Source organism: Stenotrophomonas sp. 01N47 (assembly GCF_056399165.1).
Genome location: NZ_JBFTQU010000001.1, coordinates 110,809 through 137,489, shown reverse-complemented (window position 1 = coordinate 137,489; position 26,681 = coordinate 110,809). Strand labels below are relative to the sequence as shown.

General features: G+C 67.4%; 17 protein-coding genes and 1 pseudogene. 15 read left to right on the top strand and 3 right to left on the bottom strand.

The genetic code is table 11. The features are described from left to right. Positions 1-14: 14 nt before the first annotated feature. The 6 genes from AC1DKR_RS00570 (at position 15) to AC1DKR_RS00545 (ending at position 9,513) form a co-directional block, all read left to right on the top strand. Entirely contained in the window at positions 15-1,016 is a 1,002-nt protein-coding gene (locus AC1DKR_RS00570) for a cupin-like domain-containing protein (RefSeq protein ID WP_478030347.1), read from the top strand. Positions 1,017-1,029: 13 nt separating this feature from the next. Continuing rightward, the gene (locus AC1DKR_RS00565; protein WP_478030345.1) at positions 1,030-2,559 is read left to right on the top strand and encodes a tryptophan halogenase family protein; all 1,530 of its coding nucleotides are present in this window, start codon (positions 1,030-1,032) and stop codon (positions 2,557-2,559) included. Positions 2,560-2,623: 64 nt separating this feature from the next. Beyond that, positions 2,624-4,117 (top strand): xylulokinase, encoded by a 1,494-nt coding sequence (gene xylB / locus AC1DKR_RS00560; protein ID WP_478030343.1) that lies wholly within the window; start codon positions 2,624-2,626, stop codon positions 4,115-4,117. 43 nt (positions 4,118-4,160) lie between these two features. Beyond that, on the top strand, positions 4,161-5,495 hold the full coding sequence (gene xylA / locus AC1DKR_RS00555) for a xylose isomerase (RefSeq protein ID WP_478030341.1): 1,335 nt from the start codon (positions 4,161-4,163) through the stop codon (positions 5,493-5,495). Positions 5,496-5,542: 47 nt separating this feature from the next. Then, positions 5,543-6,952: a sugar porter family MFS transporter gene (locus AC1DKR_RS00550; RefSeq protein WP_100436295.1), complete on the top strand. Its 1,410-nt coding sequence runs from the start codon at positions 5,543-5,545 to the stop codon at positions 6,950-6,952. A 5-nt stretch (positions 6,953-6,957) separates the two neighbouring features. Then, a complete protein-coding gene (locus tag AC1DKR_RS00545) occupies positions 6,958-9,513 on the top strand; it encodes a glycoside hydrolase family 3 N-terminal domain-containing protein (protein ID WP_478030338.1) in 2,556 nt (851 codons plus the stop codon). Between the two features lie 20 nt (positions 9,514-9,533). Here AC1DKR_RS00545 and AC1DKR_RS00540 read toward each other — a convergent pair whose 3' ends face one another. After that, complete coding sequence (locus AC1DKR_RS00540; RefSeq protein ID WP_032974760.1) at positions 9,534-10,592, bottom strand: LacI family DNA-binding transcriptional regulator; 1,059 nt, start codon at positions 10,590-10,592, stop codon at positions 9,534-9,536. Between the two features lie 111 nt (positions 10,593-10,703). Here AC1DKR_RS00540 and AC1DKR_RS00535 point away from each other — a divergent pair, with 111 nt between their 5' ends. The 7 genes and pseudogenes from AC1DKR_RS00535 to AC1DKR_RS00505 all read left to right on the top strand — a co-directional run bounded on the left by AC1DKR_RS00535 (position 10,704) and on the right by AC1DKR_RS00505 (position 22,492). After that, entirely contained in the window at positions 10,704-12,818 is a 2,115-nt protein-coding gene (locus AC1DKR_RS00535; RefSeq protein ID WP_478030336.1) for an alpha-glucuronidase family glycosyl hydrolase, read from the top strand. Further along, complete coding sequence (locus AC1DKR_RS00530) at positions 12,815-14,797, top strand: sialate O-acetylesterase (protein ID WP_478030334.1); 1,983 nt, start codon at positions 12,815-12,817, stop codon at positions 14,795-14,797. Before AC1DKR_RS00535 ends, AC1DKR_RS00530 begins: the two co-directional genes overlap by 4 nt. Then, positions 14,797-16,488 (top strand): glycoside hydrolase family 43 protein, encoded by a 1,692-nt coding sequence (locus tag AC1DKR_RS00525; RefSeq protein ID WP_478030332.1) that lies wholly within the window; start codon positions 14,797-14,799, stop codon positions 16,486-16,488. The genes AC1DKR_RS00530 and AC1DKR_RS00525 overlap by 1 nt, the downstream gene beginning before the upstream one ends. Continuing rightward, entirely contained in the window at positions 16,488-19,157 is a 2,670-nt protein-coding gene (locus tag AC1DKR_RS00520) for a glycoside hydrolase family 3 protein (protein WP_478030330.1), read from the top strand. The genes AC1DKR_RS00525 and AC1DKR_RS00520 overlap by 1 nt, the downstream gene beginning before the upstream one ends. 10 nt (positions 19,158-19,167) lie before the next feature. Then, positions 19,168-20,637: pseudogene (locus AC1DKR_RS00515) on the top strand (MFS transporter); the annotation flags it as partial. Between the two features lie 3 nt (positions 20,638-20,640). After that, positions 20,641-21,630: a glycoside hydrolase family 43 protein gene (locus AC1DKR_RS00510; RefSeq protein ID WP_478031186.1), complete on the top strand. Its 990-nt coding sequence runs from the start codon at positions 20,641-20,643 to the stop codon at positions 21,628-21,630. After that, positions 21,620-22,492 carry an aldose epimerase family protein gene (locus tag AC1DKR_RS00505; protein ID WP_312786796.1) on the top strand — a complete coding sequence of 291 codons (873 nt, stop codon included), beginning with the start codon at positions 21,620-21,622 and terminating at the stop codon, positions 22,490-22,492. Before AC1DKR_RS00510 ends, AC1DKR_RS00505 begins: the two co-directional genes overlap by 11 nt. Positions 22,493-22,787: 295 nt before the next feature. On the opposite strand, the gene AC1DKR_RS00500 is transcribed toward AC1DKR_RS00505, so the two are convergent. Continuing rightward, the gene (locus AC1DKR_RS00500) at positions 22,788-22,985 is read right to left on the bottom strand and encodes a hypothetical protein (RefSeq protein WP_478030327.1); all 198 of its coding nucleotides are present in this window, start codon (positions 22,983-22,985) and stop codon (positions 22,788-22,790) included. Positions 22,986-23,220: 235 nt separating this feature from the next. On the opposite strand from AC1DKR_RS00500, the gene AC1DKR_RS00495 reads away from it, so the two are divergent. Continuing rightward, a complete protein-coding gene (locus AC1DKR_RS00495; RefSeq protein ID WP_478030325.1) occupies positions 23,221-24,273 on the top strand; it encodes a sensor domain-containing diguanylate cyclase in 1,053 nt (350 codons plus the stop codon). 92 nt (positions 24,274-24,365) lie between these two features. Here AC1DKR_RS00495 and AC1DKR_RS00490 read toward each other — a convergent pair whose 3' ends face one another. Continuing rightward, positions 24,366-25,613 carry an arsenic transporter gene (locus AC1DKR_RS00490; protein WP_478030323.1) on the bottom strand — a complete coding sequence of 416 codons (1,248 nt, stop codon included), beginning with the start codon at positions 25,611-25,613 and terminating at the stop codon, positions 24,366-24,368. A 516-nt stretch (positions 25,614-26,129) separates the two neighbouring features. On the opposite strand from AC1DKR_RS00490, the gene AC1DKR_RS00485 reads away from it, so the two are divergent. Then, positions 26,130-26,654, top strand: coding sequence for a DUF6622 family protein (locus AC1DKR_RS00485; protein WP_478030320.1), 525 nt, complete (start codon positions 26,130-26,132; stop codon positions 26,652-26,654). Positions 26,655-26,681 lie beyond the last annotated feature (27 nt).

Genomic DNA, 26,681 nt, shown 5'->3' with positions numbered 1-26,681 from the left:
TGGACGGCGTCGCCATGCGCACAATGGAAGGCCTGGATCCCGCGGCGCTGCCGCTGCAGGCGCTGGTGGCAGCCGGCGAGCCAGTGGTGCTGCGCGGCATCGCGCGCGACTGGGCATTGGTGCAGGCCGGGTCGCGTTCCCTGCAGGAGGCCATGGCCTACCTGCGCGGGTTCGAAGCAGGCGTGCCTGTTCCCTATTCCTTCGGCGGCCCCGAGATCGAAGGGCGTCCGTTCTACAACGCGGACTTCACCCGCTTGAACTTCGAGGTCCGGCGTGGCCTGCTGACAGAGGTGCTGGACGCAATCGCCGACCACCTCGATTCGCCGAGCCCGCCCACCTATTACGTCGCTTCGCTGCTGATCGCGCGTGCGCTGCCCGGGTTCGCCCAGCACAACGACGCCGGACTGACCGGGCAGGGCATCGATGCTTCGGCCAGCATCTGGGTCGGCAACCGGGTGACGGCCTCCTGCCATTACGACATTCCGGACAACCTGGCGTGCTGCGCGGTGGGCCGGCGCCGCTTCACTCTGTTTCCGCCGGAGCAGATCGACAACCTCTACCCGGGGCCGATGGAGCCCACCCCGGGTGGGCAGGTGGTCAGCGTGGTGGATTTCGACCAGCCGGATTCCGACCGCCATCCGGGCTTCCGTGATGCCCTGGCAAGCGCGCAGACCGCCACGCTTGAGCCCGGTGATGCCATCTTCATCCCAGGCCTGTGGTGGCACCACGTGCGCAGCCTGGAACCGTTCAACGTGCTGGTGAACTACTGGTGGCGCAGTGCGCCTGGCTATCTCGGCTCACCCCTGCCGGCGCTGCAGCATGCGATGTGGGCCCTGCGCGATCTACCGGCGCGCGAGAAGCAGGCGTGGGCAAAGATCTTCCAGTACTACGTGTTTGGTCCCGGCGAGCAGGCAGGGCAACACCTGCCCGAAGCGGCCCGGGGTGAGCTGGCACCGTTCGACGAGACGCAGGCGCGGCGCATGCGCGCGCAGCTGCTGGGTCGACTCAACCGCTGATGGGAGCATCGCATTGAACGCTGCGGACACTACACAAGGGCCGATCCGGAGAGTGGTGATCGCCGGTGGCGGCACTGCCGGCTGGCTGGCCGGCTGCGCACTGGCGCACCAGTTCCGCCAACAGCTGGACATCACCCTGGTGGAGTCCGAGCAGATCGGTACCGTGGGTGTGGGAGAATCCACCGTGCCGCCCATCCGCACGTTCCACCGTTTCCTGCAGATCGATGAGCAGGAGTTCCTGCGTGCGGTCGCCGGCACGTTCAAGCTGTCGATCTCGTTCGAGAACTGGCGTCGCCCCGGTGAACGCTTCATCCATCCTTTCGGCACGATCGGGCAGGGCACCTGGGCCACGCCGTTTCATCACTTCTGGCTGGACAGCCTGCGCCGCGGCATGCACTCCGAGCTGGGCGACTTCTGCCTGGAAAGCGCCGCTTCCCTGGCCGACAGGTTCTCGCTGCAGACCCAACCCCAGGTCAACTACGCCTACCATTTCGACGCCGGGCTCTATGCCAGGTTCCTGCGCGGCAAGGCCGAAGCAAACGGCCTGCGGCGGGTGGAAGGCAAGATCCGCGAAGTCCGCCAGCATCCCCATGACGGCTCGGTTGCGTCGCTGGTGCTGGACGACGGGCAGGTCATCGAAGGCGATCTGTTCATCGACTGCACCGGCTTCCGCGGCCTGTTGACCGAGCAGACCCTGCATACCGGCTATGAAGACTGGAACGAATGGTTGCCCAGTGATCGCGCCGTTGCCGTGCAGACCGACTCGGCCGCGCCGCCGGTGCCCTACACCCGTGCCATCGCGCACGAGGCCGGGTGGCGCTGGCACATCGCGCTGCAGCACCGGGTCGGCTGCGGGCTGGTCTTCTCCAGCCGCCACATGTCCGATGACGAGGCGCAGGCCAAGCTGTTGCGTGATGTCGACGGACAGCCCCTGCGCGATCCGTGGCTGGTGCCGTTCCGCAGCGGGCGCCGGTTGCAGGCCTGGAACAGGAACGTGGTGGCGCTGGGGCTGGCCAGTGGCTTCATCGAGCCGCTGGAATCGACCAGCATCCACCTGACCATCAGCGCCGTGGTGCGCCTGATCCAGCTGTTCCCGTCCGACGGCATCACCCCTTCGCTGGTGGCGCTGTACAACGACGTGAGCCGCCAGGAGATGGAGCACGTGCGCGATTTCATCATCCTGCATTACCACGCCAACCAGCGCGACGAGCCGATGTGGAAGGCCTGCCGCGAGATGGCGCTGCCTGAATCGCTGCAGGTCCGCCTGCGCGCGTGGCGCGAGCGTGCCCATGCCTGGCAGGACCCTGGCGAGCTGTTCCGGGTCGACTCCTGGACCAGCGTCCTGATGGGCCAGGGCATCCAGCCCGGACCGCCGCACCCGCTTGCGCGGGCCATCGGCGATGCGGACCTGCGCACCCTGTTGCATCGCATCCGGCAGCCAGTGCAGGAAACGGTGGCGAAGATGCCGACGCAGGCAGAGTTCATCGAGCGCTACTGCAAGGCGGCGCCGGACGCATGGCAAAGGGGCAGGGCAGTGGCGTAGCCGCAGTGCGCGCTGTTGCATCGAATTGGTAGCGCTACCTTCAAACCACTACGGGGTGCAGTGAATGGAATTGGTTGCGGGTGTCGACGCTGGTACGCAAAGCCTGAAGGTGGTCGTCTACGACCCTGAAGGGCGCAGTCTCGTGGCCAGCGCCAGCGCGCCATTGCAGCTGACCAGCGCTGCAGACGGCAGCCGGGAACAGCGGCCGGCCGATTGGGTGACGGCACTGCACGCCTGCTTTGCTGCGATCGATCCGGCGGTGCGCTCCCGGATTGCCGCGCTGGCAGTCTCAGGACAGCAGCATGGGTTCGTGCCGGTCGATGCGGCCGGGGAGGTGCTGGCTCCGGCCAAGCTGTGGTGCGACACCAGCACCTCGGCCGAATGCGTGCAGATCATGGACGCCGCAGGCGGCACGGCGCGCACCATCGCGTTGACCGGCAACCCGGTGCTTGCCGGTTACACCGCCTCCAAGCTGCCGTGGACGAAAACGCACCGGCCCGACGCCTACGCGCGACTTGCCACCATCCTGCTGCCGCACGATTACCTCAATTTTGTGTTGACCGGCGAGCGTTTCTGCGAATACGGCGATGCGTCGGGCACCGGCTGGCTGGATGTGCGCACCCGAACCTGGTCGGCCGAGCTGCTGCACGCGACCGATCCGCAGCGCGATCTCGCCGACTGCCTGCCACGCATCGCCGCAACCGAAGAGATGTTCGGCATCACCCCCGCCGCGGCGGCGGCGTTGGGCCTTCCCGCATCGGTGAAGGTGGCCGTCGGCGGTGGCGACAACATGATGGCGGCCGTGGGTACCGGCTGCGTCGTACCCGGTCGCCTGGTGATGAGCCTGGGTACGTCCGGCACCCTGTTTGCCTTCTCGGACACGCCCGTGGTCGACCCGGGCGGGGCATGGGCCGCGTTCTGCTCGTCGACCGGCGGCTGGCTGCCGCTGGTCTGCACGATGAACTGCACCGTGGTGACCGGACAGGTCGCCGACGCCTTCGGCTTCAGCAGCCGCGAGGGCGACCGGCACCTGCAGGCCACGCCGCCCGGTGCCGACGGCCTGGTGATGCTGCCGTTCCTCAACGGCGAACGCACGCCGGACCTGCCGCAGGGCAAGGGGGTGCTGGCGGGCCTGGACACGACCAACATGACGCCGGCGCACATCTACCGCGCGGCCATGGAAGGGGCCACCTACGCCCTGAAGTATGGCTACGACGCATTCGTCGGCGCGGGCATGCAGTTCGAACGCATCGTGCTGACCGGCGGCGGCAGCAACAGCGCGCAGTGGCGGCAACTGGTGGCCGATGTGTTCGGCCTGCCGGTGGACGTGCCGGCCCAGTCCGAAGGCGCGGCATTCGGTGCGGCATTGCAGGCCCTGTGGGCATTGGGCCACGGCCGCGGCGATGCCGCCTCCATCGCCGACGTCGCCGACCGCCACGTTGCGCTTGACCCGCTGCGTTCGGCACGCCCGGACCCGGCACGCGCCGAAGCCTACGCCACGGCCTACGCCCGTTTCCTTCGACATCTCGACGCGATCACGCCGCTGTACCGCGGCTGATCTCCTTTCCGCGACACCTCGCACAACGACAGGAAGACGCACCATGAGCACGCAACCTTTCATCGGCGCCAAGGAATACTTCCCCGGCATCGGCCGCATTCCCTTCGAAGGCCGGGACTCGGACAACCCGCTCGCGTTCAAGGTCTACGACGCGGACAAGGTCATCGGCGGCAGGACCATGCAGGAACATCTGCGCTTTGCAGTCTGTTACTGGCACACCTTCTGCAATGCCGGGCACGATCCGTTCGGTCCGGGTACCCGTCATTTCCCCTGGGAGGCCGGCTCGCCGATGGCCACCGCCGAGGCGAAGGTGGACGCGGCATTCGAGTTCTTCACCAAGCTGGGCGTGCCGTACTGGTGTTTCCACGATATCGACCTGGCGCCGGACGCCGAGGATGTCGGGCAGTACGAAAAGAACCTGAAGCACATGGTGGGCCTGGCCAAGGCGCGCCAGGATGCAACCGGCATGAAGCTGCTGTGGGGCACGGCCAACCTGTTCTCGCACCCGCGCTACATGAACGGTGCGTCCACCAACCCGGATTTCGCAGTGGTGGCGCGTGCCGCCGTGCAGGTAAAGGCGGCGCTGGAGGCCACCGTTGAACTGGGCGGCGAGCATTACGTGTTCTGGGGCGGCCGCGAAGGCTATGCCGCGCTGGCCAATACCCAGATGAAGCGCGAAGTCGACCACCTCGCGCGGTTCCTGACCATGGCGCGCGACCATGGCCGCAGCATCGGCCTGAAGGGCAACTTCCTGATCGAGCCCAAGCCGATGGAACCGATGAAGCACCAGTACGACTTCGACAGCGCCACCGTGGTGGGGTTCCTGAAGGAACATGGCCTGGACAAGGATTTCAAGCTCAACATCGAGGCCAACCACGCGACGCTGTCCGGCCACACCTTCGAACACGATCTGCAGGTCGCCTCGGACCACGGCCTGCTCGGCAGCATCGATGCCAACCGCGGCAACGCCCAGAACGGCTGGGATACCGACCAGTTCCCCACCGACCTGTACGACACCGTGGGCGCGATGCTGGTGGTGCTGCGCCAGGGCGGTCTCGAAGGCGGCTTGAACTTCGACGCCAAGGTGCGCCGTGAATCGACCGACCTGGAAGATCTGTTCATTGCCCATGTCGGCGGCATGGATGCCTTCGCCCGCGGGCTGGAAGTGGCCCATGCGCTGCTGAACGACTCGCCGCTGGAGCAGTGGCGCAAGGAGCGTTACGCCAGCTTCGACAGTGGTGCCGGCAAGGACTTCGCGGGCGGCGCGCTCAGTCTGGCAGAACTGGCTGCGCTGGGTGCCAAGGGCGGCGAGCCCAGGCAGATCAGCGGCAAGCAGGAGCGCTACGAGAACCTGATCAACCAGTACCTGCTGCGTTGAGCACAACGGCTCGCATCGATGACACCGAACCGGGGAGGGGCACGGCAATGCAGCAGGCAATGAGCGGTGGAGAGAACACCCGGCTGATCGTATTGATCAGCGTGGTGGCGACGATTGGCGGATTCCTGTTCGGGTTCGACAGCGGCGTGATCAACGGCACCCAGGACGGCCTGCACCAGGCGTTCAGATCCGGCGAGTGGATGCAGGGGTTCGAGATCGCCTCGATGTTGCTGGGCTGCGCCGTGGGTGCCTTCAGCGCCGGCCGGCTGGCCGACCGTCTCGGCCGCCGCAACGTGCTGATCGTCTCGGCAGTGTTGTTCCTGCTGTCGGCGATCGGCGCCGGCGCCGCATCCTCCTCGGCGATGTTCATCGTCGCGCGGGTGTTGGGGGGCTTTGCGGTGGGGGCCGCCAGTGTCATCTCCCCGGCCTACATCGCCGAAGTCGCGCCGGCGCGCTACCGTGGCCGGCTCGCCACGGTCCAGCAGATCGCCATCATCAGCGGGCTGACCGTCGCGTTCCTGTCCAACTATCTGTTGGCAGCCACCGCCGGTGCGTCCACCGAGGCACTGTGGGGCGGGCATGCAGCGTGGCGCTGGATGTTCTGGATGCAGGCCGTGCCCTCGCTGCTGTTCCTGGCACTGCTGCTGACCATTCCGGAAAGCCCGCGCTACCTGATGGTGAAGCGCCGCAAGGACGAGGCGCTGCAGGTGCTTGCGCGGCTGTACGGCGGTGTGGAGGCGCAGGCGAAGCTTGCCGAGATCGACGCTTCGCTGTCGACCGACCACCATCGGCCGCGGCTGTCGGACCTGCGTAACAAGGCCACCGGCAGGATCCGCCCGATTGTCTGGGTCGGCATCGGCCTGGCCACCTTCCAGCAGCTGGTCGGCATCAACGTGGTGTTCTACTACGGTGCCGTGCTCTGGCAGGCCGTCGGCTTCTCCGAGAACGACGCGCTGCTGATCAATGTGCTTTCCGGTGCGCTCAGCATCGGCGCCTGCATCGTCACCGTGCTGCTGATCGATCGCATCGGGCGCAAGCCATTGCTGTGGGTTGGCTCGGCCGGCATGGCGGTGTCACTGGCACTGCTGGTGGCCGCATTCGCCAGCGGCTCGCTGGTCGATACGCACCTGCAGCTGCCTGCGGGCATGGGCACGCTGGCGTTGGTGGCGGCCAATGCCTATGTCGTGTTCTTCAACATCTCGTGGGGCCCGGTGATGTGGGTGATGCTGGGCGAGATGTTCCCCAACCAGATCCGCGGTTCGGGCCTGGCGGTGGCCGGTGCGGCGCAGTGGACCGCCAATTTCGCCGTCACCGTGACCTTCCCGATTCTGCTGGCCGCCACCGGACTGGCAGCCACGTACAGCATCTATCTGGTGGCGGCGGTCATTTCGGTGTTCTTCGTGCTCAGGTACGTGCACGAAACCAAGGGCAAGGAACTGGAGCAGATGGAAGGATGAACGCGATGACCCATCGACACGTTGGCCGCGCCCACGCTGGCGTGCTGCTGACCACGCTGCTGCTGGCACTGGCGGCCTGTGGCAAGGATGAAGACGTTGCCGCAACTGCAGCCGCGACGCCGGACCCGTGGCCGCAGGTCGCCTGGCCACTGGCCGAGGACCCCGCGCTGGAAAAGCGCATCACCGACCTGATGGCCACCATGACGGTGGAGGAAAAGGTCGGCCAGCTGGTGCAGGGAGATATCGCCAGCATCACGCCCGACGACGTGCGCCGCTATCGGTTGGGTTCGGTCCTGGCCGGTGGCAATTCCGATCCCGGTGGCCGTTACGATGCCGCGCCGGCCGAATGGCTGGCGCTGGCCGATGCGTTCTACGCAGCGTCGATGGACACCTCCACCGGCGGCAAAGCCATCCCGGTGCTGTTCGGCATTGATGCCGTGCACGGGCAGAGCAACATCATCGGCGCGACGCTGTTCCCGCACAACATCGGCCTGGGCGCGGCCCGCAACCCGGATCTGCTGCGCCGGATCGGCGAGGTGACCGCGCTGGAGACCCGTGCGACCGGGATGGAGTGGGCGTTCGCACCGACCGTGGCGGTACCGCAGGACGACCGCTGGGGGCGCACCTATGAGGGCTATTCCGAATCGCCCGAGGTGGTGGCCAGCTATGCCGGTGCAATGGTCGAAGGCCTGCAGGGCAAAGTGGGTACGCCCGCGTTCCTCGATGGTCGTCATGTGATCGCCTCGGTGAAGCACTTCCTCGGCGACGGTGGCACTACCGATGGCAAGGACCAGGGGGATACCCGGATCAGCGAAGCGGACCTGGTGCGCATCCACGCGGCCGGGTATCCGCCGGCGATCGCTGCAGGCGCACAGACCGTCATGGCCTCCTTCAACAGCGTCAACGGCGAAAAAATGCATGGTCACAGGCAGTACCTGACCGATGCGTTGAAGGGCCGCATGCACTTCGGTGGGTTCGTGGTGGGCGACTGGAACGGCCACGGGCAGGTCAAGGGCTGCACGACCACCGATTGCCCGGCCACCATCAATGCGGGCCTGGACATGGCCATGGCCTCGGACAGCTGGAAGGGCTTCTACGAAACCACGCTGGCCGCCGTGAAGAACGGCACCATCAGCCAGCAACGGTTGGACGAGGCGGTGCGCCGGATCCTGCGCGTCAAGATGCGGCTGGGTCTGTTCGAGGCCGGCAAGCCGTCCACACGTGCGGTCGGCGGCCAGTTCGCTCTCATCGGCGCACCGGAACATCGTGCGCTGGCACGGCAGGCGGTGCGCGAATCGCTGGTACTGCTGAAGAACCAGGGGGGCGTGTTGCCACTGTCGCCCAAGCAACGGATCCTGGTCGCCGGTGACGGTGCCAACGACGTGGGCAAGCAGGCCGGCGGCTGGACACTGAACTGGCAGGGCACCGGCACGACCCGCAAGGACTTCCCCAATGCGGACACGATCTACGAGGGCATCGCCCAGCAGGCGTCGGCCGCGGGTGGCGAGGCAGTGCTGGCGGTCGATGGGAAATATGTAACGAAGCCGGATGTGGCCGTGGTGGTATTCGGCGAGAGCCCGTATGCCGAGTTCCAGGGCGATCTGCCGACGCTGGCCTACAAGCCGGGGGACGATGCCGACCTTGACCTGATCAAACGGCTGAAGGCCGACGGCATTCCGGTGGTGGCCGTGTTCCTGAGCGGACGCCCGCTGTGGGTCAACCGCGAGATCAACGCCGCTGATGCGTTCGTGGCGGCGTGGCTGCCCGGCTCGGAAGGTGCTGGCGTTGCCGACGTGCTGCTGCGCAGGCCTGATGGCAGCGTGCAGCACGATTTCAAGGGCAGGTTGAGCTTCAGCTGGCCGCGCACGGCGACGCAGTATGCCAACAATGTGGGGCAGAAGGATTACGACCCGCAGTTCGCCTTCGGCTTCGGCCTGTCCTACGCCGACAACGGCGATCTGGCGGCGCTGCCGGAAGTCTCCGGGGTAACCGGCAATGAAGGTGCCAGCGGCGTGTTCTTCGCGCGCGGCGAAGCCGGTTCAGGCATGGCCCTGCGCCTGCAGAACAGCACGGGGCAGGGCGTCACGGTCACCAAGGTGCCGGAGGCCCTGGAGGGCGATCTGCTCAAGGTCACCGGCGTGGACCACCTGGCACAGGAAGATGGCCGCCGCCTGGCCTGGTCGGGCAAGGCTGAGGCAGTTGCCGCGCTGCAGTCGCACACGGCGCTGGACCTGCAGCGCGAAAGCAACGGCGACCTGATGCTGCTGACCACGCTGCGGGTGGAGTCTGCACCCCGTGGCGAGGCCTGGTTGGCGGTGGGCTGCGGCACGGGCTGCTCGGCCCGCATTGCGCTCACGCCGACGCTGGCAAAACTGCCGGTGGGCCAATGGACGCGCGTGGGCGTGCCGCTGAAGTGCCTTGCAGCCGCAGGTGCGGACGTCGGCAAGCTGGATCGCCCGTGGTCGATCGGAACGGCGGGGGCGATGACACTATCGGTGTCACGTGTCGCGCTGGGCGCCCTGAACGAGGCGGAGACCAGCATCGGGTGCGCAGGCGCGTGACCGTGACGCTGCGTCCTGCGCTATCGGGAACCGGGTGGGCGCGTAACCGAATCGCGCACGACCAGCCGGTGCGGCACCACGTGGTCGGTCAACACGCGCACGCCCTCGCTGCGGCGGCGGATGGTGCGCAGCAGGATCTCGATGGCGGCATCGGCCATCGAGGCGATGGGCTGATGGATGGTGGTGAGCTCGGGCCAGACCGTCGTGGCGGCGGAGCTGTCATCGAAGCCGACCACCGACAGGTCGCGGGGCACCTCCAGGCCACGCCGGTGCGCGACGGAGATCGCCGCCGCGCCCATGTCGTCGTTGCTGGCCAGGATTGCGGTGGGCGGCCTGGGCTGGCACAGCAGTTTCTCGGCAGCGGCCAGCCCGGAGCGGTAGGTGTAGTCGCCCTGTTCGACCAGGGCGGGGTCGACCTCCAGCCCGGCGTCGTGCAGCGCGCTGACAAAGCCGTCATAGCGCCGCGCGCTGGCACTGAGGTCGGTGCGCCCGCAGATGAAGCCGATGCGGCGATGGCCCTGCTGGATCAGGTGTTCAGCCAATTCCCTGCCGGCGTGGAAGTCATCGATGCGCACGCAGGAAATGTCATTGCCGAGGTGACCCGGCGCGATAGCCACCACCGGGATGCCGGCCTTGACCAGCTCGGTCACCACCGGCTTCGATTCGCACAGCGGCGGCGGCAGGATGACGCCGTCCACCCGCCCGGCCAGAGCACGCGCGGCCTTGCGCTGGGCCGCGGGGCCCGGCTCGTCCCAGTAGTCGATGACCAGCTGGATGGCAGCGTTGGACGCTACGCGCAGCAGGCCGACCAGCAGTTCGCGCAGGTAGGCACCGCTGGGGTCGGTGTAGATCAGTGCAATACGCGTGTGCTGCGCGGCGGCCAGCGAACTGGCGGCGAGGTTGGGCGTATAGCCCAGTTCACGCACTGCGCGCATCACGCGCTCGCGGGTGACGTCGCGCACCTTGCCCTGGTTGATCGCCCGCGACACCGTCATAGGCGACACTCCGGCCAGGGCCGCCACCTCGTCGATCGTCACACCACTGGTTTTGCGGCGGACCGATTTCTTCGGCTTGTCCAATACGCGCTCCCGTTCTTCTCTGTGACGCTGCCGAAGCCCGCGCACGTTTGGAGCTTACAAGGTTTGCCGGCCGCCCAACGGTCCGGTCCGGATGGCGAGCGGTGTCATTGGATGTTCGCTGCCGTGCTGGCGCTGCTGGCCTGCATCGGCGACGCGCGCGCAGAGGATGGCCATGCCCTGTGGATGCGCTACGTTCCGCTCGAACCGGCCCTCGCTGCCGACTACCGCACCCGCCTGGGGCAGGTGGTGGCCCCTGATCACACAGCCACGCAGCGCGCCGCGCGCGATGAACTGCAGCGTGGACTGGCCGGGCTGCTCGGCAGCGCTCCGCAGTTGCCGGGTACGGCAGCCACCGGCCCCATGCTGGTGCTGGGTACGCCGCAGTCGTCGGCGTTGATCGCGCCGTTGCGTGCGCAGATGCAGCCGCTGGGCGAGGAAGGCTACCTGCTCAAGCGCACACGGGTGGGCGGACGCGATGTGCTGCTGGTCGCCGCACCGCGGGATATCGGCGTGCTGTACGGGGTGTTCCATCTGCTGCGGCTGCTGCAGACCGGCGCGGCACTGGACGCTCTCGATGTGCGTCAATCGCCACGGCTCCGGCTGCGCGTGCTCAATCACTGGGACAACCTGGATGGCCATGTCGAACGTGGCTACGCAGGCCGTTCGCTGTGGGACTGGCAGACGTTGCCGGAGTGGCGCGACCCGCGCTACACCGACTATGCACGCGCCAACGCATCCGTAGGCATCAACGGCACCGTGCTCAACAACGTGAATGCAAACGCACAGAGTCTTGCGCCGAACTATCTCGACAAAGCGGCGACACTGGCGGATCTGTTCCGGCCGTATGGCATCCGTGTCTACCTGAGTGCACGCTTCAGCGCACCCATCGAGCTGGGCGGGCTCGACACCGCCGATCCGCTCGACCCGGCCGTGCAACGCTGGTGGCGCGACAAAGCCGACCAGATCTATGCGCGCATTCCCGATTTCGGTGGCTTCCTGGTGAAGGCCAATTCGGAAGGGCAGCCCGGCCCGCAGGACTACGGCCGCTCGCACGCCGACGGCGCCAACCTGCTGGCCGATGCGCTGGCCCCGCACGGCGGCGTGGTGATGTGGCGCGCCTTCGTCTATGCGCACGACGTTCCTGCGGACCGCGCCACGCAGGCCTACAGCGAATTCGCCGGCCTGGATGGTGCGTTCCGCCCGAACGTGGTGCTGCAGGTGAAGAACGGGCCCATCGACTTCCAGCCGCGTGAGCCTTTCCATCCGCTGTTCGGGGCCATGCCGCGCACGCCGCTGGTGATGGAAGTGCAGATCACCAAGGAGTACCTGGGCTTTGCCACGCATCTGGTTTACCTGGGGCCGTTGTACGAGGAAGTGCTGCGGGCCGACACCCGCACACGCGGCAAGGGGGCCACCGTGGCGCAGTCCCTGGCCGGCATGGCCGGGGTCGCCAACATCGGCACCGACCGCACCTGGAGTGGATCGCACTTCGACCAGGCCAACTGGTACGCCTTCGGGCGTCTTGCGTGGGATCCGCGGCAATCGGCCCAGGACATCGCGGCGGACTGGGCGGCGCTGACGTTCTCGGCCGATCCCGGCGCGGTGCAGCCCATCGTCGGGATGATGATGGGCTCGCGCGAGGCTGCGGTGAACTACATGACGCCACTGGGCCTGCACCATCTGATGGCGCGGGGACACCACTATGGTCCCGGTCCATGGGTCGATGGCGGCCCGCGCGCGGACTGGACGTCGGTGTACTACCACCGTGCGGATCACAACGGCATCGGCTTCGACCGCACCGCGCGCGGCAGCAACGCCGTGGCCCAGTATTCCCCCGGCGTGGCCGAGCAGTATGGCGACCTGGCGCGGGTTCCGGAGCCGCTGCTGTTGTGGTTCCACCACGTGCCGTGGGATCACCGCATGGCCTCTGGGCGGACGCTGTGGGACGAACTCGTCGGGCGCTACTCGCGGGGTGTACGGCAGGTGCAAGGCATGCAGGCCACCTGGGCGGGGCTGCAGGGCAAGGTGGATGCGCAACGACATGCGCAGGTCACGGCCTTCCTGCGTATCCAGCAGCGCGAAGCACAGTGGTGGCGCGATGCCAGCGTGGCGTACTTCCAGTCGGTGAGCGGCAGACCGTTGCCCGCAGGCGAAGCCGCGCCGCCGCATCCGCTGGCCTGGTACCAGGCCCTGCAGTTTCCCTCCGCGCCAGGAGATGGCCAATGAAGCCGACGTCGTGGGTGGGATGGCTGCTGCTGGTTGCCATGGGCGGCAGCGCCACGCGTGCAGCGGCACAGGAACCAACGATGGCGCTGCTGCATCCGCTGTTCCAGGATCACGCCGTGCTGCAGCGTGACCGGCCGATTCCGGTATGGGGCCAGGCCACGCCGGGCGCCTCGGTTTCCGTTGCGTTTGCAGGGCGCGCTGTCAGCACGCACGCGGCTGGCGATGGCCGCTGGCACGCAACGCTGCCGTCTGCCGCAGCCGGCGGACCTTACGAAATGTCGGTCCGGTCCGGGCATGCCAGCCAGATCGTGCGCGACGTGCAGATCGGCGATGTCTGGTTGTGTTCCGGGCAGTCGAACATGGAGCTTCCGGTGTGGCGCGCGCTTGATGCAGGCAGCGAGATCGCCTCCGCCACGGCACCGGGAATCCGCCTGTTCACCGTGCCGAAGGCGGCGGCGGTTTCACCGCAGAGTGATTTTTCCGCGTCTGTGGCATGGCGCCCCGCGTCACCGGACACCGTGCGTGACTTTTCCGCCGCGTGTTTCTACTTCGCGCGTGAACTGCGCAAGACCGTCGACGTTCCGATGGGGCTGATCCAGGCAGCGTGGGGCGGCTCGCGTATCGAGGCCTGGACCAGCAGCAATGCCCTGCGCATGCAGGGTGGCCTGGGCCCAGCGCTTGACGTGTTCGTGCTGTACGCGCGTGATCCGGCTACGGCAAACGAACGTTGGGGCCAGCAGTGGCAACACTGGTGGACAACACGCGCCGATGCCGTCGCCGCCGATGCACCCTGGCAGCCAGGCAACGACAGCCGTGGATGGCAACGCGCACCCGCCACGCTCGGGGCGTGGGAGCGCTGGGGTGTGCCAGCGCTGGCCGGCTACAACGGCATGGTCTGGTACCGCACCCAGGTGACACTGAGCGCCGACCAGGCAGCCAAGCACGCACAGCTTGAGCTCGGCCCCATCGACGAGACGGACATGACCTGGGTGAACGGCGTGGCCGTGGGCAGCCAGTACGGTGCGGGCGAGCGGCGAACCTATGCGCTGCCAGCCGGCTTGCTGAAAGCCGGCGCCAACACCGTGGTGATCAATGTACTGGACACCTACGGTGAGGGTGGCCTTGCAGGGCCCGCGAGCGCGCACGCCATCGGCCTGGATGACGGTACGCGCATCGAGCTGGATGCCCGCTGGCAGTACCGGCTGGCGCCCGGCGCACAGGCGCCGCCGCTGGCACCGTGGCACGGCGCCACGGGACTGTCGACGCTGTACAACGGCATGATCGCGCCGCTGGGTGCCTATGGCCTGCGCGGCATGCTGTGGTACCAGGGTGAATCCAACACCGGTGACGCAACGGCATACCTCGCACGCCTGCGCAGCCTGCGTGACGACTGGCGGGGGCGGTTCGGCGCGCACACGCCGCTGCTGCTGGTGCAGCTGGCCGGCTATGGCCAGCCACCCGTGGCGCCGGTTGAAAGTGGCTGGGCGCAGGTGCGCGAGGCGCAGCGGCTCGCTGCGGCGGAAGACCCGCGCACCGGGCTGGCCGTGGCCATCGACATCGGCGATGCCTACGACATCCACCCGCCGAACAAGCAGGAACTGGGCCGGCGGCTGGCGCGGGCAGCGCGCCATGTGGTCTATGGCGAGCGCAGCCTGGCGCCCGCCGGCCCAACTGCACACACAGCATCGGCCACGCGCGCCGGCGTGCGTATCCGCTTCAACGGGGTCACCGGCACCTTGGTCACGACCGGCGCCAACGGCCCCATCGGCTTCGAGCTGTGCGACGCCGATGCGCACCACTGCCGCTACGCCGACGCGGTGCTGCACGGGCACGACGTCGTGCTGCGCAGCCCGCTGGCAGACGCGGGCGGGCGCGTGCGCTACTGCTGGGCCGATGGCCCGGTGTGCACCCTGCGCGACAGCAGTGGGGCGCCCGCCGGCCCGTTCGAGCTTTCCATCACCCCTGCGGAGGTTCCCTGATGCGTCTGCTGCTGGCTCCAGTACTCGTGTTGATGTCGTTGCTGCCGCAGGCGTGGGCAGCGCCGCCCGCGCCGCCGGTCTACTTCGACTGGTTCGAGTACAGCGGTCGCGACGCGGCCTTCGATGCGCCGTTGCCGGCCGGGCACTATCGCAACCCGATTCTTGCCGGGTTCCATGCCGACCCCAGCATCGTCGCCGCAAACGGGCGCTTCTATCTGGTCAATTCCAGCTTCACCTACTTCCCGGGCATCCCGGTATTCGAAAGCGTGGACCTGGTGCACTGGAAGCAGATCGGCAATGTGATCGACCGACCGTCGCAGCTGGACTTCGACGGACTGGGCGTGTCGCGCGGTATCTTCGCGCCGGCCATCAGTTACCACGACGGCATGTTCTACGTGGTCACCACGGCCGTCGACAGCGGCGGCAACTTCATCGCTACCGCCCGTGATCCTGCCGGTCCCTGGTCCGACCCGCACTGGCTGCCTGGCATCGATGGGATCGATCCGTCATTGTTCTTCGACAACGACGGCGCCGTGTATCTGCTCAACAACGATGTACCGCCTGGCCCGCCACGTTACGAGGGCCACCGTGCCATCTGGATGCAGCAGATTGATCTGGCGACCTTCACCCCGGTAGGCCCCCGCAAGGTGTTGATCGACGGCGGGGTGGAGCCGGCCAGGAACCCGATCTGGATCGAGGGGCCGCACATCTACCAACGCGATGGCTGGTACTACCTCTCCGACGCGGAAGGCGGCACCGGGCCGCAACATTCGCAGGTGGTGCTGCGCAGCCGTGATGTGTGGGGGCCCTACGTGCCGTATGCGGGCAATCCGATTCTCACCCAGCGTGACCTGCCCGCCGACAGGCCGTTGCCGATCACCAATGCCGGGCATGCGGATCTGGTGGAGGGGCCGGACGGCTCATGGTGGGCGGTGTTCCTTGCCAGCCGCAACTACGACACGCGCCACTACAACACCGGGCGCGAGACCTATCTGCTGCCGGTGCAATGGCGTGACGGCTGGCCGGTGATCCTGCCGGCCAACCAGGCCATTCCGTATGTGGCCAGAGCGCCCTCCTGGATGCAGGGCGAAGCGTCGCAGGCGCCGTCCACCGGCAATTTCACCGAACGCGACGAATTCGATGCGCCGACACTCGGCAGCGGCTGGCTGCGCGTGCGCATCCCCAGGCAGCCGTGGGCGGACCTGCGCGAGCGACCGGGGGCCTTGGCCGTGCATCCTCTGGCGGAGAACCTGGACACGCTGCGCAACCCCGCGTTCCTCGGCCGGCGCCAACAGCACCTGCGCTTCGAATCCAGCACGGCCATGACCCGGCCGGCGGCGGGCGTGGCCGCAGGCCTGGCAGCTTTCCAGAGCGAGACCCACTGGTATTTCCTTGGCGTGCGCAGCCTCGGCGGTGACCGCGTGGGGATCTTCCTGGAAGCGCGCGACGGCAGTGGGGTCACCCGCACCCTGGCAACGCGCCAGGCAACGGCAGCGACGTCGCTGCGTCTGAAGATCGCCGGTGACGAAGGCCGCTATGCGTTCGCCTTCGACAGCGGCGACGGGCGTGGCTGGCAGACACTGGCCGATGACGTGGACGGAACGGTGTTGAGTACGGATCGTGCAGGCGGCTTCGTCGGCGCCCTGCTGGGACCATTCGCGCGCGACGAGCGTGCATTGAGGAGCAAATGATGACGCGCACTCCCATCTTCCGCACGCTGGCCCTGTGCGCTGCCATCGCGCTGGCGGGCACGGGTTACGCCGCCGAGCCCGCGCCCTGGCTCGACACCTCGGACAGCTTTGAAAACCGCGCCGCTGCCCTGGTCGCACGGATGACCCTGGAGGAGAAGGCAGCGCAGATGCAGAACGCCGCGCCCGCGATCGAGCGCTTGGGCGTTCCCGCCTACGACTGGTGGAACGAAGGCCTGCATGGCGTGGCGCGGGCAGGGCAGGCCACCGTGTTTCCGCAGGCCATCGGCCTGGCGGCCACCTTCGATGTGCCGCTGATGGGGCAGGTGGCCAGCACCATCAGCGACGAGGCCCGTGCCAAGCATCACCAGTTCCTCCGTGAAGGCTCGCATGGCCGCTACCAGGGGCTGACCTACTGGTCGCCGAACATCAACATCTTCCGCGACCCGCGATGGGGCCGTGGCCAGGAAACCTACGGCGAGGACCCGTACCTCACCGCCCGCATGGGCGTGGCCTTCGTGCACGGTCTGCAGGGCGATGACCCGGTGTACCGCAAGCTCGACGCCACCGCCAAGCACCTGGCCGTGCACAGTGGCCCCGAGGCCGACCGCCACCACTTCGATGCGCGCCCGAGCAAGCGCGACCTGTACGACACCTACCTGCCCGCGTTCGAGGCGCTGGTGAAAGAGGGGCAGGTGGACGCGGTGATGGGCGCCTACAACCGGGTGTACGGCGAGTCCGCCAGCGCCAGCCGGTTCCTGCTGCGCGACGTGCTGCGCCGCGACTGGGGCTTCAAGGGCTACGTGGTGTCCGACTGCTGGGCCATCGTCGACATCTGGAAACATCACCGGATCGTTCCAAGCCGCGAGGCGGCTGCCGCGTTGGCGGTCCGCAACGGCACCGAACTGGAGTGCGGCCAGGAGTACGCCACGCTGCCGGCGGCAGTACGGCAGGGCCTGATCAGCGAGGCGGAGATCGACGATGCGGTGACCCGCCTGTTTGCCGCGCGGATGCGGCTGGGCATGTTCGACCCACCCGAGCGCGTGCGCTGGGCGCAGATTCCCGCGTCGGTCAACCAGGCTCCGGCGCACGATGCGCTGGCCCTGAAGGCCGCCCAGGAATCGCTGGTGCTGCTGAAGAACGATGGCGTGCTGCCGCTGTCTCGCAACCTCAAGCGCATCGCCGTGATCGGCCCCACGGCCGATGACACCATGGCACTGCTCGGCAACTACTTCGGCACCCCGGCCGCGCCGGTCACCCTCCTGCAGGGCATCCGCGATGCCGCCAAGGGAATCGAGGTGAGCTACGCACGCGGCGTGGACCTGGTTGAAGGGCGCGACGATCCTAGCGCCACACCCTTGATCGAAGCGACCTACCTGCGCCCGTCGGCTGACTCCCCGGAGCGCGGGCTGCGCGGCGAGTACTTCCGTACCGCCGATCTTTCCGGCACTCCCGCCCTGGTCCGCACCGATGGCCAGATCGGATTCCGCTGGGATCGGGGCTCCCCGACCGACAACCTGCTGGCCCGTGGTGAAGCCGCACCGGGGCAGGGCATCCCCAGCGATGGTTTCAGCATCCGCTGGACTGGCCAGTTGCTGCCGCCCGTCTCGGGGCGCTATCGGATCGAGGCGGCCGCCGACGATGGTTTCCGCCTCTACGTTGACGGCAAGCGGGTGCTCGACCACTGGGCCAACAGTGATCGCCTGCACGGCGATGGCGTGGACCTGGACCTGCAGGCCGGCCGCGCCTATGACCTGAGGCTTGAGTACTTCGACGCCGAGCGCGATGCCGGCGTCCGCCTGGGGTGGCGCATGCCCGGAGCCAAGCCGCCGTTCGAAGCGGCACTGGAGGCCGCGCGCAACGCCGATGTGGTGGTGTTCGTGGGCGGCCTCACCGGCGACGTCGAAGGCGAAGAAATGAAGGTCAACTACCCGGGCTTCGCCGGCGGTGACCGTACCGACCTGCGCCTGCCCGCGCCCCAGCGCTCGCTGCTGGAAGCGCTGCATGGCACCGGCAAACCGGTGGTGATGGTCCTCACCGGCGGCTCTGCCATGGCGGTGGACTGGGCGCAGCAGAATCTGTCCGCCATCCTGATGAGCTGGTATCCCGGGCAACGCGGCGGCACTGCCGTCGGCCAGGCGCTGTTCGGCGACGTCAATCCGGGCGGGCGCCTGCCGGTGACCTTCTACAAGGCGGACGAGGCGATGCCGGCCTTTGACGACTACACGATGGAAGGACGCACCTACCGCTACTTCCGCGGTACCCCGCTGTATCCGTTCGGGCACGGGCTGTCGTACACCCGCTTCGACTACGGCAGGCTGCAGCTTGATTCGCCGCGCATCACCCACGACGGCAAGCTCAGGGTGCAGGTCGAGATAGCCAACACCGGCAAGCGTGCCGGCGACGAAGTGGTGCAGCTGTATGTACGACGGCTGGAGGCGGGTCCCGGCGACGCACGCCAAACATTGCGCGGCTTCCAGCGCGTCCACCTGGCCGCCGGCGAGCGGCGCACCGTAGCGTTCGATCTGCAGGCACAGCAGGACCTGCGCCAGTATGACGAAGCGCGCGGCGGCTATGCGGTGCCGGCGGGTGCGTATGAAGTGAGGGTGGGAAGCTCCAGCGCCGACATCCGTGCGAAGGGCGGGTTCCGCGTGGAGGCCAACCGTGACTGATGCACGTCGCATGGAAAGCACCGAGCACACGCTGTCCATCCGGGAGAAGCTCGGCTACAGCCTGGGCGACCTCGCGGCGAACCTGATCTTCCAGACGCTGATCACGTACCTCGCGTTCTTCTACACCGATGTGTTCCGGCTGCCGCCGGCCACGGCCGCAACGATCATCTTCGTGATCGGCGTGCTCGGGGCGTTCGTGTTCACTCCATTGATCGGCATCGCTGCCGACCGGACGGCCAGCCGGTGGGGCAAGTTCCGGCCGTGGATCCTGTGGACAGCACTTCCATTCGGGGCGCTGTCGCTGCTTGCTTTCAGCACCCCCGACCTGGCGCCGCGCGGCAAGATCATCTACGCCGTGACCACCTACGGCCTGCTGATGCTCGTGTATGCGGCCAACAACCTGCCGTATTCGGCGCTCAGCGGCGTGCTCACCGGCAGCATGGCCCAGCGCAACAGCCTGTCGGCCTACCGCTTCGTGGCGGTGATGGTCGCGCAGTTCATCATCCAGGTGCTGCTGTTGCCGCTGGTGTTGATCCTCGGCGACGGCGACCGCGTGCTGGGCTTCGAGCGGGTCATGACCGTGTTCGCGGCAGTGGGAACGGTGTTCTTCCTGATCACCTTCGCCACCACGCGCGAGCGCATCGTACCGGCGAAGGAACAGACCGCCGGCGTGCTGCAGGACCTGTCCGATCTGCTGCGCAACCGTCCTTGGAAGGTGATGCTGGCCCTCACCATCCTGGTTTTCATCAACCTGTCCCTGAAGGGCGGCACCTACGTCTACTACTTCCAGTACTACATGAGCGAAGCCGCCCTGGCGGGTTTTCTCGACAGCTCCGGGTTCAACCGCTTCATCGCTGCCGTCAACGCGGCGCTCAACGGCATGGGCCTGTCCGGGTTCGCCTGGCCGAAGGACCCGGCAACGTCAGCATTCAGCCTGTTCAACGCCTGCGGCATCGTCTGCATGATCCTGGGCATCGGCGTGTCGCGCCGCCTGGCCGACCGGTTCGGCAAGCGTGATGTCTTTGGTGGTGCACTGTTCGTGTCCACCGTGTTCCTGCTGGCGTTCTATTTCTTTCCGCCCACGGCGGTTGCCGTGGCTTTCGCTGCCTTCATGCTGCACGGGTTCTGCTACGGCATCACCATCCCGCTGCTGTGGGCGATGATCGCCGACGTCGCCGACTATTCCGAATGGAAGAACCATCGCCGTGCCACCGCGATCGTCTTCTCGGCAATGCTGTGTGGCCTGAAGATCGGGCTCAGCATCGGTGGTGCGCTGGTCGCCGGCATCCTCGCCCACCATGGCTACCAGGCAGGCGCGCCGCAGCAGCCGCAGGCCGTGGTGGACGGCATCCGCCTGACGGTGAGCGTGTACTGCTCACTGCCGTTCCTGGCTGCAGTAGCGCTGCTTCTCCTCTACGAGATCAACAAGCGCATGGAAACCCGCATCGAGCAGGACCTGCAGTCGCGGCGACAGGGCAGCAGTTTGGACCAGCTGGCAGCACACGCCATCTCGCAACCACTGGTAACGCACATCTACACCGCCGACCCTTCGGCGCACGTATTCGAGGGGCGACTGTACATCTATCCGTCGCACGACATCGACAGCGGCGCGCCCTTCGACGATGAGGGCGGGCACTTCGGCATGCAGGACTACCATGTGCTGCGGATGGACACGCCCGACAGCGAGGCCAGCGACTGCGGCGTGGCGCTGCATGTGCGCGACGTGCCCTGGGCCAGCCAGCAGATGTGGGCACCGGATGCCGCCTCCCGCGATGGCCGCTATTACCTGTACTTCCCGGCCAAGGACGCCCACGGCATGTTCCGTATCGGCGTTGCGGCGGCGGATCGGCCGGAGGGCCCGTTCACCGCCGAACCCGATCCCATCGAGGGCGCGTACTCGATCGACCCGGCCGTGTTCGAGGACGACGACGGCGCGCACTACCTCTGTTTCGGTGGCATCTGGGGTGGCCAGCTGCAGAAGTATCGCGACAACCGCTACGACCCGGCGCATGAAGAACCTGCCGGCGAGGCGCCGGCACTGGGCCCGCGTATCGGGCGACTGGATGCCGGCATGACCCGGCTTGCCGAACCCACCCGGGAGATCGTCATCCTGGACGAGCACGGGCAGCCGCTGCGCGCCGACGACCATGCCCGTCGCTTCTTCGAAGGACCGTGGCTGCACAAGCACCAAGGCCGGTATTACCTGTCGTACTCCACTGGTGATACGCACCTGCTGTGCTATGCCACCAGCGACAGCCCGTACGGGCCGTTCACCTATCGCGGCGTGATCCTCACCCCCGTGGTGGGCTGGACCACCCATCACTCCATCTGTGCGTTCCAGGGGCGGTGGTACCTGTTCTATCACGACGCGTTGCTGTCCGGCGGGGTCACCCACCTGCGTTCGGTCAAGTGCACACCGCTGCACATGGAAGCAGACGGCAGCATCCGGACGATCCATCCCTATGGCACCTGAGCCGACTTCGCCCACGGATGATGCGCAGGCGGCACTGCCTGCCGGCCCACTGCACTGGTTGCGGGCAGGCAGGCTGGAGGTCGCGCTTGCACCGGAAGCTGGTGGGCGCATCGCCCAACTACGCTGTGACGGTGTGGACTGGCTCGTCAGCGAACATGAAGTAGGGCAGGCGGGCATTGCGTGGGGGTGCTATCCCATGCTGCCCTGGGCCGGGCGCATCCGGCACGGGCGCTTCGCCTTCGAAGGCAGGCCCTATCAGCTGCCGGTGAACTTCGGAATGCACGCCATCCATGGCGTCGCCTTCTCACGGCCGTGGCGCATCGACCGCCTTGAACCGGACGGCGCCTCGCTGTCGCTGGACCTGCCTGAGGACGCCTATTGGCCCTTCGGAGGCAGGGCATCGCAGCATCTCCTCGTGCAACCCGACCGCCTGAAGCTGCGCCTCGCAGTGCAGGCCGGTGCCATGGCAATGCCAGCCGTGCTTGGCTGGCATCCCTGGTTCCGCAAGCCGGATCGACTGCTGTTCGTACCCAGCGCGATGTACCCGCGCGACGGGGAGGGCATCGCCACCTTGCCCTGCGTGCAGCCAACGCAGGGGCCGTGGGATGACTGCTTCATCAACCAGACAGAAGTGACGCTGGTTGCCGCCGGCCAGCGGCTGCGGCTGAGCGCCGACACCGATCACTGGGTGGTCTATGACGGGGCAGCGCACGCCACCTGCGTGGAGCCGCAGACCGGCCCACCCGACGGATTCACGCTGGCGCCGACCCGGTTGCAGCCGGGACAACAGCTGGAACTGAACTTCGAGCTGCGTTGGGAGATCGGCAGCGATGGCGATCTGGCTGGCGTCGACGCCAGCTGATCACCTGTCCGCAGCAGAAGCCAGGAACTCCCCACGGCTGTTCCACCGCATCGAATGCCTGCCGGCCCTTCTGTTCTTCGCATCCGCCGGGCATGGCCCGGCGCTACCCATCTTTGCGTCCGCCGGGCATGGCCCGGCGCTACCCATGCGTCGCGTCCGGTAGTGCCGGCCGCTGGCCGGCAACACGCGATCCGGCGCGCGCTTACAGCGCGCTCTGCGGGCGCACCTTCAGCAAGGAGGCCCGCCATGCCGCGTGGCACGCACATTGGCTTCAATTGGCGTCAACCCGCCGTGCCTACCCGGTCGGATCGGGATCAGGCCGTTCGTAGTCGTCGGGCGTAGCTTTGGGGTCATCACCATCATCGGGCATGTCGTGCTCCTTCCATGTCGCGTTGTCATTCCTGAGCCTGTCCGGGGTATGGCTCTTCGACGCATCGTCCACGTCGGCGCCAGGGTTGAAAGGTAGGTCATCCCGCAGCTTCTTCTCGTTCACTGGAGTGTGCTCCTCGGGCGTGTTGACCAGCCTCTGCCACGGGGCGTTAACGCTGCAACACAGGCGGATGAAGGGCTGCCGCACGGCCCATCAACCCATGTGCGCAGCCTCGGCATGCGGCTGCGATGCAGCGCGCCTTGCCTCATTGACCTGTCGTTGACGCACAGATGTCAGACTCGCGCACAAAGGGGTGTCCGGGTGAATTGCAGGGGAGTGATCATCAGGAGAGCTGGCAATGCCGTTCCTCACTGACTCAACAGAAGTCGCCGTCGAGGGCGTCGGTGCAGCCCGGCGCATCGGCTGGATGCGCTTCGTGGGGAACGGCTTGGGCGCGCTTCCGATTGCCTCGATCATTCTGGAGCGTCAGGCGGATGCTGCGCCCTGGGTGCTGCTGTTGCTCAACGCCATCGCATGGCCGGCGCTGGCGATGCTCCTGACACGTCGCGCCCGCGAACCTGCAGCAGCGCAGTTCCGCTGCATGATCGTCGACTCTCTCTTTGGAGGCGCATGGATCGCCTTCATGGCCCTCAGCACGGTGCCCAGTGCGTTGTTTGCCGCGCTGCTGGTGGCCGACAAGATCGCCGCTGGCGGCATCCGCCTGGCAACGAGGGCAACCCTGGCCCTGGTGATCGGGTTCGCCGCCACCTGGCTTGCCCTGGGCCTGCCTTATCAACCCATCACCTCGCAGCGCACCGTTGTCCTCAGCCTGCCTTTCCTGTTCGTCTACGGCATCGGGTTGAGCGTGCTGAGCTGGCGGCTGGCGCGCCGGGTGAAATCACAGAATCGCCAACTGCAGCGCCTGAGCCGGATGGATCCGTTGGTGGAGCTGGCCAACCGCGGCTTCCTGATCCAGCGCGCCCAGCAGGTGCTGCAGACGGGGCAGCACCACGGCGGCGACGCCTGCCTGCTGATGCTTGATGTTGATGATTTCAAGCGGATCAATGACTCGCATGGCCATCGTGCCGGCGATGAGGTGCTTCGCCGCATCGCGGTAGTGCTGCGTCAGCTAGCCCAGCCGGGTGACATGCCGGCGCGTCTGGGCGGTGATGAGTTCGCCGTCCTGCTGCGCCAGCGGATACCGGCAGAGGCCATGGATGTGGCCGAGCAGATAAGGCACTACCTGCAGGAGCCGGGCGCCTCTGAAACAGCCCATATCCAGTTCAGCGTCAGTATCGGCATCGCCGCAGCGGCTGGCACGGGCAGCGCAGAAGATTGGCTGGCGAAGGCGGACAAGGCGCTCTATCACGCAAAACGGCACGGCAAGAACACCGCAAGCTACGCCGAGTGATCTGCGCCGGGGCAATTGTCTGTGAAGCAGTTGCCGATCCTGGGCGCTGCGCTGGTCGCGATAGGTGGCCTGGCGTTCCAGCCCGCGCCAGATCAGAGCAGCAGCAACGCCCCGATCAGCGCGGGCGGCATCACCAGCGCGCCGACACGCAGGAAATCGAGCGCGCTGACATGCTCGCCTTCGCGGCGCAGCGCCACCAGCCACAGCATGGTGGCCAGCGAGCTGGTCACCGACAGGTTCGGGCCCAGGTCCACGCCGATCAGCAACGCCGCGCGTGTCTGCGCCGGCAGCTCGGCCATCTGGCCCAGCGAGCCCGCAGCCAGGCCCACCGGCAGATTGTTGGCCACGTTGCTGAGCAGTGCGGCAGCGCCTCCGGCCAGCCAGCCCGCCTGATGCGGCGAGGTCTGCGCCAGCGCCTGCAGGTTGCTGGCCGCTGTCTGGATGACACCGGTCTGCGAAACCGCTTCAACCAGCACGAACAGGCCGGCCACCAGCGGCAGGACGCCCCAGGAGACGTGGCGCAACAGCGGCAGCGGGCTGCGGCGCTGGCGGATCGCCACCACCGCTACGCTCAGCGCGCCCGCACAGAACGTTGTCAGGCCCAATGGGCCGTTCAGTGCGGAGGTCACCAGCAGCACGGTGCCGGTGAACAACACGCCCAGCGCGCTCAGGCGGCCACCCTCGGTAAGCGGGCGATGCTCGGGCGATGCCGCCAACGGCTGCGCGATCTCGCGGCGATGCACCCAGCGCAGCACCAGATACGTGGTACCGATCGCGGCCAGCGAAGGCAGCGCGAACTGCGCCAGCCACTGCAGCAGCGGCGGCATGTGGTTGCCGTACACCACCAGGTTGGCCGGGTTGGAAATGGGCAGCACGAAGCTCGCCGCATTGGCGATGAACGCGCAGACAAACAGATAGGGCAGGGGGTTGGTGCGGGCCGCCTTGCACGCCGCATAGACTGCAGGCGTCAGCACCACCGCCGTGGCATCGTTGGACAGGAACACCGTCACCACCGTGCCGACCAGGAACACCAGATCGAACAACCGCCGCCCCGAGCCGCCCGCATGCCGTACCGCATACAGCGCCAGCCAGTCGAACAGGCCCTCGCGCCGCGCCAGCTCGGCCAGCACCATCATGCCGACCAGGAACAGGTAGACATCCCGCCCTTCGGCAACCGCGTGCCAGGTCGTGCCGAGCGACACCGCCCCAAGCAGCGGAAGCAGCGCGGCCGCGCCCAGCGCCCACACGTACTCCGGAATGCGGAACGGCCGGAACAGCAGGCCGACGGTGGCAACGGCCACGGCCGCCCAGATGATGAAGGGGGAACAGGAAGCGAGCATGGAGTGGGTGGGGTCTCAGCTGCGCCGGCGCGAGCCAACAGCAACGCGCGCTACAGCGATGGCAAGTGCGAGAAAGTCGGCATCATACCGTGCTGGCTGCAGCGCCGGCCCCGCCAGCAAAGGGCCCTATCAGAACCCGGCGTGCGCCCGATTGAAGGCGCATGCCATTCACCGTGACGCGTCACGGTAATGCCGATTCCGGACATCCGCATCGCAAGAGTAGTGCCGGCCGCTGGCCGGCAAGACGCCAAGTGGCGCCGCCTCAACTACGATTCGGTGAGCGGCACAACGCCGGTGGAGCAGGGGTGCAATGGACATGCGGACAGGAACCGAATTCGATTCATCCGTTCGCTGGTCACGGTGACACGATAGGACACGCGTACATCGCCGAGCGCCGCGCAGAGGACGGGGTGCAGGCCGTATCGCTGACACCTGTCACTTGTCCGGGCAATGCGTACCGCCAATAGTGAGCGCCACCGCCGCCTGCCTGGCCGGCACTCACCGAAAGGACCTCCCGTGAACCTGCTGCAGCAACTCCTCTGGCAGACCCCCATCTGGGTCTGGGTGCTTCTGGCGTTCCTGGTCTCGCGCGGCATCGCGGCCATGCGGCCGGGGCAGACCTCGCTGCGGAAGCTGGCCATCGTGCCGGCGCTGTTCAGCGGCTGGGGCATCTGGTCGATCAGCCACCGCTATGGCGGCTCGCCGGTGGCGTGGGGCGAATGGCTGGCCGGCATCTGCGCGGGCGCAGCAGTGGGCTGGCTGCTGCTGCGCCGGGCAACGCTGACCGTGGACGCCTCCACGGGCACGCTGTGGCGCAGTGCCGACTACAGCCTGCTGCCACTGCTGCTGGTCACGTTCGTCATCAAGTACGGTTTTGAAACGGCGCTCGCCGTGGCGCCAGGCCTGAGCAGCAACGCAGGTTTCAGCGCCGCCTATCTCCTGCTGTCTGGCGGATTCACCGGCATCTTCATCGGCAAGTACTGCCGGTATCTGGCGGCGTCGCGCGGGGCAACGCCCAGCGGGATGCAGCCTGCGGGCTGAATCCAGCCCAGGATGAGGGGGCGGTGC

Bases quoted from the DNA above. Each gene is read 5' to 3' on its own strand.
- AC1DKR_RS00530 (WP_478030334.1), top strand. From the start codon at position 12,815: ATGAAGCCGACGTCGTGGGTGGGATGGCTGCTGCTGGTTGCCATGGGC.
- AC1DKR_RS00525 (WP_478030332.1), top strand. From the start codon at position 14,797: ATGCGTCTGCTGCTGGCTCCAGTACTCGTGTTGATGTCGTTGCTGCCG.
- AC1DKR_RS00570 (WP_478030347.1), top strand. From the start codon at position 15: ATGCGCACAATGGAAGGCCTGGATCCCGCGGCGCTGCCGCTGCAGGCG.
- AC1DKR_RS00535 (WP_478030336.1), top strand. From the start codon at position 10,704: ATGTTCGCTGCCGTGCTGGCGCTGCTGGCCTGCATCGGCGACGCGCGC.
- AC1DKR_RS00550 (WP_100436295.1), top strand. From the start codon at position 5,543: ATGCAGCAGGCAATGAGCGGTGGAGAGAACACCCGGCTGATCGTATTG.
- AC1DKR_RS00545 (WP_478030338.1), top strand. From the start codon at position 6,958: ATGACCCATCGACACGTTGGCCGCGCCCACGCTGGCGTGCTGCTGACC.
- AC1DKR_RS00495 (WP_478030325.1), top strand. From the start codon at position 23,221: ATGCCGTTCCTCACTGACTCAACAGAAGTCGCCGTCGAGGGCGTCGGT.
- AC1DKR_RS00520 (WP_478030330.1), top strand. From the start codon at position 16,488: ATGACGCGCACTCCCATCTTCCGCACGCTGGCCCTGTGCGCTGCCATC.
- AC1DKR_RS00505 (WP_312786796.1), top strand. From the start codon at position 21,620: ATGGCACCTGAGCCGACTTCGCCCACGGATGATGCGCAGGCGGCACTG.
- xylA (WP_478030341.1), top strand. From the start codon at position 4,161: ATGAGCACGCAACCTTTCATCGGCGCCAAGGAATACTTCCCCGGCATC.
- AC1DKR_RS00490 (WP_478030323.1), bottom strand. From the start codon at position 25,613: ATGCTCGCTTCCTGTTCCCCCTTCATCATCTGGGCGGCCGTGGCCGTT.
- xylB (WP_478030343.1), top strand. From the start codon at position 2,624: ATGGAATTGGTTGCGGGTGTCGACGCTGGTACGCAAAGCCTGAAGGTG.